A 12,363-nucleotide genomic window follows, 5' to 3' on the forward strand; every position below is an offset into this window, starting at 1 on the left:
TCCTTTTCGCAAGGTTTGCTACACCCCCGGACATGACGAAAACCACAGCCCTTGATACGGACAGCCGCGTCCTGATGAAACGCATCTGGCGCGAGGAAATGCGCCAGCATGTGGGACGGATCATTTCCGTCGTTGTTCTGACCGTTCTGATGGCCGCGCTGACCGCGCTTTATCCCGCCGTCATCAAGCGGGCCGTGGACATGTTTGCGGCGCATGATTCCCGGATCCTGTATCAGGTCCCGGCTCTTGTCGTGCTTGTGACCGGACTCAAGGCCGCGTCTCAGTATGGGCAGACGATTGCCGTGCAGGGGCTGGTTCTGGCGGTGATCCGGGGATTGCAGTCCCGCATGTTTGCTCATTCGCTCCAGGCAGATGTCTCGACGATTGAAAAGGACGCGCCTGCCAAATGGGCCGCCCGCTTTACGACCGATGCCATCTCGATCCGCGAGGCTATGATCCGTGTGGTCAACGCGCTCGGAGACGCTGTGACGGTGGTGGGGCTGGTGATTTCCATGATCGTGACGGACTGGGAACTGAGTCTGATCGCACTCGTGCTGTATCCGGTTGCGGCTGTCCCCATCCAGAAGCTGGGCAAAAAAGTGCGCCGTGCTTCGGGCGGCATGCAGGAGCAGATTGGCGAAACGTCGGCCCTGCTGAACGAAAGTTTCGCTCTGGCCCGGCAGATCCGTATTTACCGTATGGAAGACCGGGAAAGCACGCGGGTCGATCACTCCCTCGATCTGCTCCATTCGGCATTTCTGCGCATTGCAAAAGGCCGTGCCCGCGTCGATCCGGTGCTTGAGGTTCTGGGTGGTGCAGCCGTGGCTGCCGTGCTGGGGTTCGCGGGCTGGCGGGCTGCTCAGGGCGGTGCGACGCTCGGAGATTTTACTGCGTTTATTGCAGCTCTTCTGACTGCGTCTCGGCCTATTCGGGCGCTGGGCTCGCTCAACACCGCTCTTCAGGAAGGTTTGGCAGGACTGTCGCGTGTTTTCGCGGTAATTGATGAACCTCCTGCCGTGATGGAGCGGGCCGGTGCAAAACCTTTGCCAGCTGGTAAGGGACATCTGGTGTTTGAGCAGGCTGGCTACTGTTACGAAGACGGTCGGGTCGCGTTAAGGGGTCTGACGTTTGATGTTCAGCCCGGAAAAACCGTGGCGCTTGTCGGGCCTAGCGGGGCCGGAAAATCCACGGCTCTGTCCCTGATCCCGCGTCTGCATGATGTGAGTGAAGGGAGTATTCAACTGGAAGGCGTGGATCTGCGCGATCTGACGCTCTCATCCCTTCGCGATGCCATCGCCTATGTCAGCCAGGACACAACCCTGTTCGACATGTCTCTGATCGAGAATATCTGGATCGGGCGACCCTCAGCGTCGCGGGATGAGGTCGAAAAGGCATGCGCCATGGCGGCAGTCGATTTTCTCGATAATCTGCCCGCGGGGCTGGAAACGCGAGTGGGTCCGGGTGGACGTCGACTTTCGGGCGGCCAGCGTCAGCGCGTGGCACTGGCCCGTGCTCTTCTGCGCAACCCGCGGGTACTTCTGCTTGATGAAGCGACGAGCGCGCTGGATTCCGAAAGTGAAGCGCGGGTTCAGAAAGCCTTGGCCAATCTGCGCTCGGGCCGCACGACCGTAATTGTGGCGCACCGGCTTTCAACGGTTCAGGCGGCGGATCTCATCGTCGTTATGGATCATGGTGCCGTCGTCGAAGCGGGCACGCATGCGGAACTTCTCAGACAGGACGGTCTTTATGCGCGGCTGGTACGAACCCAGTCTTTGGCGGCGGCCTGAAACAGGGCCGCCAGTTCTGGGATTAATACGGCATACAGGTCTTTCTTGAAGCCCAGATCGCGTTCCAGAACATCGTTCGGCTCAACCCATTCCCAGCAGTCGAATTCCGCTGGTTCATGAAGGTCCAGCCGAATATCGGAATCCTGTCCTTCGTATCCCATCACGAACCACTTCTGGGTCTGTCCCCGGAAGCGGCCTCCCAGAGCTTTGCCGATCAGGGCAGATGGCAGATCATAGGACAGCCATCCCTCACGCTCGGCAAGAATGCGGGCGTTGCTTGTGCCGATTTCTTCGCCCATCTCTCTTATGGCGGCTGTTTCGGGTGTCTCACCCTCATCGATGCCGCCTTGTGGACACTGCCAGACGCGTCCCGGGAGATCCGTCCGGCAGGCGATGAACAGCTTGCCCTCCCGATTAAAGAGCGCAATTCCGACATTCGGACGATAGGGCAGGGTCATGCAATCGCTCATAAAGGGGCAACCGGGCTGGAAGACAGCAGATTGGCGGCCTGATCGTTTCCGATGCCGCTATCGACGAAACTGGACGGCGGCACCAGAACAAAGCTGGCTGCGGCCAGCCCTTTGAGCCAGTTTGCAAGACGGTCGATCATGACGGGGGTGACGGGGCCAACCATCAACAGAATTTTCGTGGGCTTTCCGTCCTGGGGCAGCAGGGCGGAAAGGCGGCTGTCCAGAGTGGCCGCGTCCGTGTCGCCATCAATCCAGGCTGTCGCAGTCATGCCGCGTGTACGGCGACCATCCTGTGCAGAGCCAGCCAGATAAAGAAGTCCTTTACTGCTGATAATGCTGGCAATCGGAGCGAAATCCGGCGAGGTCGCATAACCGCCGCCCGGTTGGTCGTCTCCGTTTTCAGAAGCGTCCGTCAGCCCGTCTGCGCCTGTGGCGCGGGACAGGCACCATTCCAGTTCTCGCTGGTCATCGGCGGCGGAATTGCCATATCCCAGTGCGTGCGGGCCTTCATCGACGCGTTCGGGGTGCGCGCTTTGCATCGGAAGCGTGACATAGACTTCACGATGGCTGGCATGGGCTCGGGCAATAATGTCGCCGATATTGCTCACATAAGGCGAGATCCCGACCGCGACCGGAGCTGGAATGCGCGAAAGAACGTCGTAGGTCAGCGCGTCGGAATAACCGAAACCCTGAAGCACGATTGCAATGGCGGTTTTGTACGCCGGAACTGCGGGTGAAGGCGGTCTGATAACGGTCGTTGAACTGGCGGCGGCAGGCGACGGCACCGACGGCAGGGCCTGCTGCATCACGGCGGTTGAGGGTGCTGCCGGTGTGGGAGGAACGGCTTTGGCGGGAATGACTGTCGGTGCCGCAACCGGCGTTGCAGGTTGCGGCACCTCAGGCGGACTGACAGGACGGACTGTCTCTTTCGGCACCGGTGTGGAGACGATTGAGGAAGCGTTCTGTGCAGGTGGAGCTTCCGGTCGTGCCGGGGGGGGAGTTTTTGCCAGAACGACGGGTTTCTGTTGATGGAACAGGAGCGCCGCCGCTCCTGCCCCTCCTGCGAGAAGGACGGCCCAGAACGCGATCAGAAGGCGTCCGATAACGGGAAGTCGTTGCCAGAGCCCTGCACGGCTGGAGGCGGGACGGTTCTGCACGATCCGGGATGTCCTTAGTTAGTGATGTGCTTCAGGCGTTTTGGGGGCAGCAGGAGCGGCAGCTTTGACCTCGGTTGCCGGGGCTGTCGCAGGAGCTGGATTTGAAATGCCTGCCATGGCGTTGACGACCTTGATCGCTTGCTGGAGTTGGAAATCCGTCGCGGGCTTCGTCGCGTCAAATGTGGGCCAGTTGGCATCCGGCATCTTGGGAATGGATTTCGCAATCGGCGGAATATCCGTACGTGGCGTTTCGGTTGTCCGGTTACCGCCGATATTCGTCAAAATGTGGGACAGATCCGCTTCACGATATCCGTAGGAATCGTCGTCTTTTGTTTCGGAGACGGGGATATCGGGGGTGATGCCAAGGCCCTGAATGGAACGGCCGGACGGCGTGTAGTAGCGGGCTGTTGTCAGGCGGACTGCACCCTGATCTCCGATCGGGATCAGCGTCTGGACCGAACCCTTACCGAAAGTCTTTTCGCCGAGGATGATGGCGCGGTGATGGTCCTTCAACGCGCCAGCTACGATTTCACTGGCCGACGCGGAACCACCATTCGTCAGAACGACAATCGGCAGACCATTGGTGATGTCCGTACCCTTCGCGTCCCAGCGCTGGTTGTTTTCCGCATGGCGGCCACGGATGGAGACGATTTCTCCGTCCTTGATGAAATCGTCCGCGACCGCGATGGCCTGATCGAGCTTGCCGCCTGGATTGGAACGCAGGTCGAGGATGATCCCGGTCAGCTTGCCACCGGGAATTTTGGCCGCTTCTGCCTTGAGTTTGTCGAACGCGGCATGCATGGCGCCTTCAAGATCGTCATCGAATTCGGTCAGACGGATATAGCCCGTGCTGCCGTAGAGAGCAGATTTTACGATCTGGACATGGACGATTTCGCGCGTCATGTCGAAGGTCAGGGTCTTGCCGGTCTTGGGGCGTACGACTGTCAGGCTTATTTTGGTGCCCGGATCGCCTCGCATCTTGCGGACGGCCTGATCGAGCGTCAGGTCGTCGATGCTTTTGTGGTCGACCATCGTGATGAAATCGCCCGGCTGGATGCCAGCGCGTGCGGCCGGGGTGCCGTCGATCGGGGAGACGACACGGACATGGCCGGATTCACCCTGAACCTGAAGACCCAGACCGCCGAACTTGCCCGAAATCTCGGTCTGCATGTCATGGAACTGGGCTGCGGTCATGTAGGAGGAATGGGGGTCGAGATTGCCGACCATGCCATCCAACGCGTTGTTGATGAGGTCTTTGTCGGACACGGGGTGGACGTATTCCGCCTTCACCACGTCCATGACCGTTCCCAGCAGAGTCAGCAGGCGGACGGTTTCCGCGCTGTTGTCATGAGAAATCTCACGGGCGAAGGCTGCGCCCGGAAAGTCGCTGGAGCCAGCAAGACGCAGGGCGCCCGGTCCGACAGCCAGTCCGGCCAGAAAGGCGGTGCCCAGCAACAGGCCACTGCGAAACTTCATGTGATCTCCATCCTCGGGCACGAAGGAACCTGCTGGCCGACGGTGCTCCGCAGAGAGACTAGGCCGGTTCAGGTTGCCAAATTACTAAGATACGATCCTACAAGGTCAGACGCGCTCGGCAAACCGGCTCAGAGGAACGGCGTCGGGCTGACCACCTGTGTGCCGTGACGGAGCTGGACGAACAGCATCCCTTCCGCCGCAGGCATCTGGCCGAGTGTGGCAGCTTTCCTGATGCTTTGGCCACCCGAAACAGTGAGTTGGCCGAGCCCCGATAGCACGAAACGATAGTTGCGTCCGCAATCGAGGATCAGCATTTGGCCGAAAGAGCGGAAAGGACCGGCAAATTCGACTCGGCCCGTACACGGAGCCTGTACGGGTGCGGAGGAAAGGGCTGCGTAGGTAATACCGGTGGCCGGTCCGGCTTCTGTTGCCTGCCCCCAACGGATCGCAACATGCCCCGAAACCGGGGCGTGGCCGCCGGTGCTGGAAACGCCCTGTCCGGCGGAGGAGAGTGACTGGGCCTGTGAGCGCGCATGACGGGCGCGCTCGAATTCGTGCTGGCGGGCGAGAGCTGCGGCTTCTTTTTCAAGTTCGGCGCGGGCCTGCGCTTCCTGTTGCACCAGGTTGGTGATTTCCGCAGACAGATCCGCTGCGGCCTGCATGGCGTCGGCGACGGCTTTGCGGGCTTTTTGCGCGCCCTGATTTGCGACGGCTTCCTGATGCGCTGCAATTCGAGTCCGGGCCGCGGCGGTGTTGCGTTCATGCGTCTGTTGCGTCAGCAGGTCTGAAAGTTCTTTCTGGTGCTGTTCCAGATCGCTGCTGATGGCATGGAGCTCGTCTTCGCGGGACTGAAGGGTCTGGGCGCGCTGTCGGGTGAGCTGGGAAAAGCCGCCGAGAATGGACAGGGCAGTGACGCTTTCAGATGCTGTTTCCGGAGATGCCAGCAAGGCGGCGTTAGGCGCTATGGACAGGCGCGCTGCGATGGGGAGCAGCGGTTGCAGGGCGGCGTTCTGTTGCCGGATGTCGGCCTGAATGGCTGTCCGTTTGTTTTTCAGTTCTGAGATGTTGGCCTGAAGAGTCTGGATGTGGCTTTGGGTGCTGTCCATGGCGGACTGCGCCGTATGGGTCTGGGCGGTATAAGCGAGTGTCCGGGCGGTGTCCTGCCGGGCTTTTGCCTCGGCCTGCGCCGACGCGATCTGTTTGGCTCGCAGGGTTGCGGCTTCTGCGGCCTGTTGCTGTTCCAGTGCGCGACGTGCGGCCTGTGCGCGGGCGAGGGCTTTCTGCCCCGCGCTCGGCGCTGTCGCCGTTGATTTGGCAGGATGGTGGTGTGACGCATGATGCGCTGTCGCCCAGTGGGGCGACAGGAGCAGGGCAAGCGGCAGAATGTGTCGTGGATCAGGGGCTTTCAAGCAGGGAGACACCCGTCATTGCGTTAGGCTGCCTGATATTCATGAGTGCCAGCATGGTCGGGGCGAGATCTGCCAGACGGCCGTCATGAATGGTTTTGCCGTTTGCATGGGCCAGAATGACCGGCACGACATTCAGGGTGTGGGACGTATGGGCACCGCCCGTTACGGGGTCCCGCATGGTTTCGCAGTTGCCATGATCCGCTGTTACGAGCAGGGCTCCGCCTGCTTTGACAATGGCGTCATTGATGCGGCCCAGCCCCTCATCGACCGTTTCGCAGGCCTTGATGGCGGCGGGCAGGGAGCCTGTGTGGCCGACCATGTCCGGATTGGCGAAATTCAGGACGATCATATCGAACTTGCCGCTCTCGATGGCGGCAACGGCCTTGTCCGTCAGTTCGGGTGCGGACATTTCGGGCTGAAGATCGTAGGTCGCGACTTTGGGGGACGGGACCAGAATGCGCTCCTCACCCTCGAACTGGACTTCGCGGCCACCGTTGAGGAAGTAGGTGACGTGCGGATATTTTTCCGTCTCCGCCATGCGGAGTTGTGTTTTGTCCGCTTTGGCCACCACGTCTCCCAGCAGGTCATCGAGCGGCACCTTGGAGAACAGGACGCTCATGTAAGGGGCCAGATGGTCGGAATAGCGGGACATGCCGCAGACGGATGCGAACTTTATCTTCCGTCCGCTCTCATATTCCGCGAAATTTGGAAGAACCAGAACGTCCAGAAGCTGGCGGATGCGGTCCGCACGGAAGTTGCAGGAGAGGATGCCGTCTCCGTCCTTCATGCCAGCGTAATCGCCCAGAACGGTGGGAAGAACGAATTCATCGCCCTTGTCGCTGTCGTAACTGGCCTGAAGAGCGGAGAGCGCGTCCTTGGCGTGAGGCCCCTTCGCATCGCGGATGGCCGCGACGGCTAGCCCAACACGTTCCCAGCGGCGATCGCGGTCCATGGCGTAATAGCGGCCGCTGAGTGTGGCGACTTTTACGCTGTCTGGCAGGTCGCGGAGGAATTTACCGATGAACTCCTCACCAGAACGCGGCGCGGTATCGCGGCCATCGCTGAAGATATGAACGGCGACCGGAACGCCTGCTGCGCTGACGATTTTGGCCAGTGCCACGACATGATCCTGATGGGCATGTACGCCGCCGGGCGAAATCAGGCCCATGAGGTGGCAGGTTCCGCCCGAGGCTTTCAGCGCCGCAATATGGTCCAGAAGGACGGGGTTCTGGGCCAGAGAGCCGTCCCGGGCGCTGCGGGAAATGCGGGGCAATTCCTGCATGACGACGCGGCCTGCGCCGATATTCAGATGCCCGACTTCGGAATTGCCCATCTGGCCGTCCGGAAGACCGACATCCTCGCCGGATGTTTTCAGAAACGCATGTGGGCTTGTGGCCCAGAGGGTGTCGAATGTCGGGGTATTGGCAAGGCGGACCGCATTGTCGGACTCATCTTCACGCCAGCCGAAGCCGTCGAGAATGACCAGCATAACGGGGCGGGGCGTTGAGGATGCAGACATGACAGTCTCCTGAAGGGAAAGAAGGAGTGAACTGCCGTCCATCATGCCACCATTCCCCGCAAATGCGAACGCCCGCCATGAAGGCGGGCGCTGCATTGTGATCGGAGATGGGGGTCAGAGCTTGTCGATGCCGCTCTTGACCGTATCCTTGGCATCGCCGACGCCTTTCTGGACCTTACCCTTGAGGTTCTGGGCAATGCCTTCAGCCTCAAGCTTCTCATCGTGCGTCACGTGGCCGACTTCTTCCTTGATCTTGCCCGTCACCTGATTGGCAACGCCTTTGATCTTGTCTTCGATGGAACTCATGACCGGATCCTTCCGTCTTGATGTTGTGCGGATATTAACGGGTTTCATCGTGCCGGGTTGCGTTCTGACAGTTTAAGATGCGTGACAAAATACGGACGCGCTTTCATACATCCCCAAAGATCCATCCCCAGAAGATGTCCCTTAGAGTTTCCGGAGAACCAGCATGACCCAGAGTTGCGGCCCGACCGGGCAGAACGGCAGTGGTTGCGGCGTCGGCCTGACACCCGAGCAGCGGCGCATCCTGCACGAGCATGGCACGGAACGTCCCGGTTCCAGCCCGCTCAATGATGAAAAACGTGGGGGAACCTATGCCTGTGCGGCCTGTGGGCGCCCGCTGTTCTCCTCGGAGGCTAAGTATGACAGCGGCAGCGGCTGGCCGTCATTTTTCCAGCCTCTGGCTGAAGGCGTCGAAACCACGCAGGACAGCCGCTATGGTATGGTCCGCACGGAAGTTCACTGTGCGAACTGCAAGGGTCATCTGGGGCATGTCTTTCCCGATGGGCCGCCGCCCACGGGGCTGCGTTATTGTATGAATGGTCTGGCGCTTGATTTTCGCCCGGCCGAAGGAGAAAAAGCATGAGCAAGGCGCTGCCGCCTATCGTCCTCGACCATCCGCTGGTGCGCCACAAGCTGACCCGTCTGCGTGACCACAACACATCCACGGCCGGTTTTCGGCGCCTGACGCGCGAACTCAGCCTGCTGCTGGCCTATGAAGCCACGCGGAACCTCTCGTTGGCGCCGCGTCATATCGAAGCGCCGAGCGGGCCGATGGAAGGTGAGGAACTGGACGGCAAGAAGCTGTGTTTCGTTTCCATCCTGCGGGCTGGAAACGGTCTTCTGGACGGGATGCTGGATCTGGTGCCGTCCGCGCGCGTGGGGCATATCGGCCTGCGCCGGGATCATGAGACACTTGAGGTCAGCGAATACTATTTCAACATGCCGAGCGACGTTCCGGGCCGGACCTGCATCGTGCTCGACCCGATGCTCGCGACTGGGCACTCTGCTGCGGCTGCGCTGACCCGTGTGAAGGCTGCCGGGGCGACAAACCCGATCTTTGCCTGCCTGCTGGCCGTTCCGGAGGGCATTGCCCATATGGCGGAACTGCACCCTGACGTGCAGATCGTGACCTGTTCGATCGACAGCCATCTGGACGAGCATGGTTATATTGTTCCCGGTCTTGGAGACGCGGGCGACCGTCTGTTCGGGACGCGCTGAAACAAAGGCACACGGTCTTGTGTGCTGAAATGCCAGGCGTTTTGTGGCGGGTATGGAGGCTCATCCTGAGGAGAGCTTTTCATGCCTGCCTATGCCCTGTTCGTTCGTGAAAAACTGGCCGATCCGGCTGAATTCAAGAAATATTCGGAAGTCGTGGCTGAAACCTTCAAAGGGTTTCCGGCCAAAATCCTTGCGGCCTACGGCAAGCAGGAAAAACTCGAAGGCACCGAGCCTGATGGTGTGGTGATTATCGAGTTCCCGGATGCTGCCTCGGCCCGCGCCTGGTACGAAAGCCCGGCCTACCAGAAGGCTGCGGAGCATCGCTGGAAGGCCGGGCTGTATAATGTCGTGATCGTGGACGGGGTCTGAGGATCAATCCCGCCGGACGATGTAATGCCGCGCCAGATCGGTTTCGATCTGGTGGGCATGTTCGGTATCGCGGGCTTCCACCATCACCAGCAGTTCCGCCGTCTGAACGGACGGAGAGGCAAACAGGCGGTGATGGGAAACCTCGATGATGTTGCCGCCGTAATTGCCGATACGGGTGGAGATGTCCGCCAGTGTGCCCGGACGATCGGGGATCTGGAAGATCAGCCGCAGGATCCGTCCATCCCGGAGCAGGGAGCGCAGGATCGTGTTGGCGAGAATGCGCGCGTTGATGTTGCCGCCCGAAAGCGGCAGGGCGACGCGGCGTCCTTTGAACAGTTCCGGATAGGCGAGGACGGCGGCAAGGCCCGTCGCACCCGCACCTTCGCACACCTGCTTGGCTTTTTCGGCCAGTGTCGTGACGGCGCTCTCGACCTGAAGCTCGCTGACAACGAGAACTTTGGAAATCCGGTTACGAAACGCGCTTAGGCAGTGATCGCCGAGTCTGGTAACGGCGATGCCTTCCGCAATGGTCGATCCGCCCAGTGTCGGGCCGTCTTCCTTGGGATAGCTGGACAGTGAGGCATAGGCCTCGACCTGTACGCCGATCACCTCAACGTCCGGGCGCAAGGCTGCCATGACGGTGGCAAACCCACCAATCAGCCCGCCGCCGCCGATCGGTACGACGACCGTGTCGATATCCGGGGCGTCTTGCAGAAGCTCAAGTGCAGCCGTGCCCTGACCGGCGATAACGGCCGGATCATTGAACGGATGAACGAGAACGCGTCCGTCCTGCTTTTGAAGCTCTGCGGCTGTTTCACTGGCCTGCGCGAAGTCGTCGCCCGCGAGCACCACGTTCGCGCCCCAAGCCTGCGTTGCCGCGACCTTGGTGGCGGGCGTGAAGCGCGGCATGACGATGGTGGCATCAATGCCGAGAAGACTGGCCTGACGGGCCACACCCTGAGCGTGATTGCCTGCCGAGACGGTAATCACGCCACGGGACCGCTCTTCCGGCGTCAGGAGGGCCATTTTGTTGGCCGCTCCGCGCTCCTTGAAGGAGCCGATCGCCTGAAGGTTCTCGAGCTTGAGTGTAATCTCCGCGCCTGTCAGTTTGGACAGGGCAGGGCAGGAAATCGTCGGCGTGCGGACCACGGTGGACGCGATGCGCTCATGGGCGCTCTCAATATCCGCAACGGTCACAACAGGGGCGGTGGACGTCAGGACGTCAGACATTAGCGGTATGCGACCTTGAGGATTTCATAAGTCCGGTCTCCGCCGGGAGCGGGGACCGACACGGTATCACCGACATCCTTGCCGATCAGCGCCTTGGCCAGCGGTGAGGAAATCGAAATCAGGCCCTGTTTGATATCAGCCTCATGAACGCCGACGATCTGGTACAGGGCTTCCTTGTCGGTTTCTTCGTCAACCAGTTCGATGTGTGCGCCAAAGCGGACACGCGTTCCGGTCAGGGTCGAAGGATCGATAACTTCTGCGTTGGAAATGATGCTTTCCAACTCCAGAACACGGCCTTCGATGAAGGACTGACGGTCACGGGCGGCGTGGTATTCGGCGTTTTCGGACAGGTCCCCATGTTCGCGGGCTTCTGCGATAGCGCGGATGACGGCCGGGCGGTCGACGCTCTTGAGGGTCCGCAGTTCGTCTTCGAGACGCTGTTGTCCCTTCGCGGTCATGGGGATCTTCTGCACTCTGAAATCCTCGAAAAAGCGTGACTGAAATTTGATAAACAGCCTGACAACATAGGATTTCAGGGAGTTTTTTGCAAGATGGCGTATTTTTATTTATCGAAAAGCGATAAAAATCTTGTTGGATCATGAGTATATATGCTTATCGTTTTTCGATAAGGAGAAGTCATGATGAAAACAGTTGATGCCCTTCATCGCGTTCGTCAGGTTCTGCGTTTTCTTTTCGCTACTTCAGCGGTTTTGTTTTGGTGCGAACTGCTCCTGTTGGTGGGCTCTCTTGTTCTCATGCCGGTACTGTATGTGTTTTGGAACAGACAGTCCTACTCTCTGGCGCACGATGGCAATGACATGGCTGGCCTGATCGTGGGAGTTGTTATTTTTTATATTTTGAAGAGCATTTTGGGGAATTCCATCTCGATTGTTGACAATGCTCTCTCGGGGAAAATTTTTTCTCGAAATAATTCCGATATTGTTTGGATTATTTTCAGAAAAATCTTTTGTTTTTCTGGAATTGTCTTTTTCGCAGGAGTGTTTTCTAGTTTCCTAGATCCTGCTGCATACGGTCCATTTTCCTGGATTGAGCTTCTTTCGGATCTTGCTGATTCCGCACTGTGTCTGGGGCTGCTTTATCTTATCGCCTTACTTTTCGAGATGGGTGTTCAGCTTCAGTCCGAAATGGATGAGGTCATCTGATGCCGGTGCAGGTCAATCTGGATGAGTTGCTGAAGGCGCGGGGGATGTCTTTGACGGAACTGTCGGAGAAAGTGGGGCTAACGCTGGCCAATCTTTCAATTCTTAAAACAGGCAAAGCAAAGGCGATCCGGTTTTCGACCCTTGAGGCTTTATGCCGGGTTCTCGACTGTCAACCGGGCGATCTTCTTCGATATTCAGGCGACTAGAAACAAAAAAACCCCGCCAGCGTGCTCCGGCGGGGTTTTTCAGGGTCAGGAAGGGT

At 59.4% G+C, this 12,363-nt stretch carries 14 protein-coding genes; 6 read left to right on the forward strand and 8 right to left on the reverse strand.

Annotated elements, in window-relative coordinates; translation table 11 throughout:
- Positions 1-32: 32 nt before the first annotated feature.
- A complete protein-coding gene (locus JK213_RS08980; RefSeq protein WP_194262318.1) occupies positions 33-1,787 on the forward strand; it encodes an ABC transporter ATP-binding protein in 1,755 nt (584 codons plus the stop codon).
- Here JK213_RS08980 and JK213_RS08985 read toward each other — a convergent pair.
- The 6 genes from JK213_RS08985 to JK213_RS09010 all read right to left on the reverse strand — a co-directional run bounded on the left by JK213_RS08985 (position 1,745) and on the right by JK213_RS09010 (position 8,124).
- A complete protein-coding gene (locus tag JK213_RS08985) occupies positions 1,745-2,257 on the reverse strand; it encodes an RNA pyrophosphohydrolase (protein WP_194262319.1) in 513 nt (170 codons plus the stop codon). The genes JK213_RS08980 and JK213_RS08985 overlap by 43 nt on opposite strands.
- On the reverse strand, positions 2,254-3,414 hold the full coding sequence (locus JK213_RS08990; RefSeq protein ID WP_194262320.1) for a divergent polysaccharide deacetylase family protein: 1,161 nt from the start codon (positions 3,412-3,414) through the stop codon (positions 2,254-2,256). Before JK213_RS08990 ends, JK213_RS08985 begins: the two co-directional genes overlap by 4 nt.
- 18 nt (positions 3,415-3,432) lie before the next feature.
- The gene (locus JK213_RS08995; protein WP_194262321.1) at positions 3,433-4,890 is read right to left on the reverse strand and encodes a S41 family peptidase; all 1,458 of its coding nucleotides are present in this window, start codon (positions 4,888-4,890) and stop codon (positions 3,433-3,435) included.
- A 128-nt stretch (positions 4,891-5,018) separates the two neighbouring features.
- Positions 5,019-6,299, reverse strand: a complete 1,281-nt coding sequence (locus JK213_RS09000; RefSeq protein WP_211571363.1) for a murein hydrolase activator EnvC — start codon at positions 6,297-6,299, stop codon at positions 5,019-5,021.
- Positions 6,286-7,818: a 2,3-bisphosphoglycerate-independent phosphoglycerate mutase gene (gene gpmI / locus JK213_RS09005; RefSeq protein ID WP_194262323.1), complete on the reverse strand. Its 1,533-nt coding sequence runs from the start codon at positions 7,816-7,818 to the stop codon at positions 6,286-6,288. Before gpmI ends, JK213_RS09000 begins: the two co-directional genes overlap by 14 nt.
- Positions 7,819-7,932: 114 nt before the next feature.
- Positions 7,933-8,124, reverse strand: a complete 192-nt coding sequence (locus JK213_RS09010; RefSeq protein WP_194262324.1) for a CsbD family protein — start codon at positions 8,122-8,124, stop codon at positions 7,933-7,935.
- 163 nt (positions 8,125-8,287) lie between these two features.
- Between JK213_RS09010 and msrB the strand changes: the two genes are divergently transcribed.
- The 3 genes from msrB to JK213_RS09025 all read left to right on the forward strand — a co-directional run bounded on the left by msrB (position 8,288) and on the right by JK213_RS09025 (position 9,708).
- Complete coding sequence (gene msrB, locus JK213_RS09015) at positions 8,288-8,704, forward strand: peptide-methionine (R)-S-oxide reductase MsrB (protein ID WP_194262325.1); 417 nt, start codon at positions 8,288-8,290, stop codon at positions 8,702-8,704.
- Positions 8,701-9,339, forward strand: coding sequence for a uracil phosphoribosyltransferase (gene upp, locus JK213_RS09020; RefSeq protein WP_099286883.1), 639 nt, complete (start codon positions 8,701-8,703; stop codon positions 9,337-9,339). The genes msrB and upp overlap by 4 nt, the downstream gene beginning before the upstream one ends.
- A gap of 81 nt (positions 9,340-9,420) precedes the next feature.
- Entirely contained in the window at positions 9,421-9,708 is a 288-nt protein-coding gene (locus JK213_RS09025; protein ID WP_194262326.1) for a DUF1330 domain-containing protein, read from the forward strand.
- A gap of 3 nt (positions 9,709-9,711) precedes the next feature.
- On the opposite strand, the gene JK213_RS09030 is transcribed toward JK213_RS09025, so the two are convergent.
- A complete protein-coding gene (locus JK213_RS09030) occupies positions 9,712-10,938 on the reverse strand; it encodes a threonine ammonia-lyase (protein ID WP_194262327.1) in 1,227 nt (408 codons plus the stop codon).
- Positions 10,938-11,411 carry a transcription elongation factor GreA gene (greA, locus tag JK213_RS09035; protein WP_099286880.1) on the reverse strand — a complete coding sequence of 158 codons (474 nt, stop codon included), beginning with the start codon at positions 11,409-11,411 and terminating at the stop codon, positions 10,938-10,940. Before greA ends, JK213_RS09030 begins: the two co-directional genes overlap by 1 nt.
- 165 nt (positions 11,412-11,576) lie before the next feature.
- Here greA and JK213_RS09040 point away from each other — a divergent pair, with 165 nt between their 5' ends.
- On the forward strand, positions 11,577-12,101 hold the full coding sequence (locus JK213_RS09040) for a DUF2975 domain-containing protein (RefSeq protein ID WP_194262328.1): 525 nt from the start codon (positions 11,577-11,579) through the stop codon (positions 12,099-12,101).
- Positions 12,101-12,307, forward strand: a complete 207-nt coding sequence (locus JK213_RS09045; protein WP_194262329.1) for a helix-turn-helix transcriptional regulator — start codon at positions 12,101-12,103, stop codon at positions 12,305-12,307. Before JK213_RS09040 ends, JK213_RS09045 begins: the two co-directional genes overlap by 1 nt.
- The last annotated feature ends 56 nt before the right edge of the window (positions 12,308-12,363 follow it).

This window comes from Gluconobacter sp. Dm-44, from assembly GCF_018256175.1.
Classification (GTDB): domain Bacteria; phylum Pseudomonadota; class Alphaproteobacteria; order Acetobacterales; family Acetobacteraceae; genus Gluconobacter; species Gluconobacter cadivus.

Coding starts and splice junctions, on each gene's coding strand:
- gpmI (WP_194262323.1), bottom strand. CDS start 7,818: ATGTCTGCATCCTCAACGCCCCGCCCCGTTATGCTGGTCATTCTCGAC.
- JK213_RS08995 (WP_194262321.1), bottom strand. CDS start 4,890: ATGAAGTTTCGCAGTGGCCTGTTGCTGGGCACCGCCTTTCTGGCCGGA.
- msrB (WP_194262325.1), top strand. CDS start 8,288: ATGACCCAGAGTTGCGGCCCGACCGGGCAGAACGGCAGTGGTTGCGGC.
- JK213_RS09040 (WP_194262328.1), top strand. CDS start 11,577: ATGATGAAAACAGTTGATGCCCTTCATCGCGTTCGTCAGGTTCTGCGT.
- JK213_RS09030 (WP_194262327.1), bottom strand. CDS start 10,938: ATGTCTGACGTCCTGACGTCCACCGCCCCTGTTGTGACCGTTGCGGAT.
- JK213_RS08980 (WP_194262318.1), top strand. CDS start 33: ATGACGAAAACCACAGCCCTTGATACGGACAGCCGCGTCCTGATGAAA.
- JK213_RS09010 (WP_194262324.1), bottom strand. CDS start 8,124: ATGAGTTCCATCGAAGACAAGATCAAAGGCGTTGCCAATCAGGTGACG.
- upp (WP_099286883.1), top strand. CDS start 8,701: ATGAGCAAGGCGCTGCCGCCTATCGTCCTCGACCATCCGCTGGTGCGC.
- JK213_RS09045 (WP_194262329.1), top strand. CDS start 12,101: ATGCCGGTGCAGGTCAATCTGGATGAGTTGCTGAAGGCGCGGGGGATG.
- JK213_RS08985 (WP_194262319.1), bottom strand. CDS start 2,257: ATGAGCGATTGCATGACCCTGCCCTATCGTCCGAATGTCGGAATTGCG.
- JK213_RS09025 (WP_194262326.1), top strand. CDS start 9,421: ATGCCTGCCTATGCCCTGTTCGTTCGTGAAAAACTGGCCGATCCGGCT.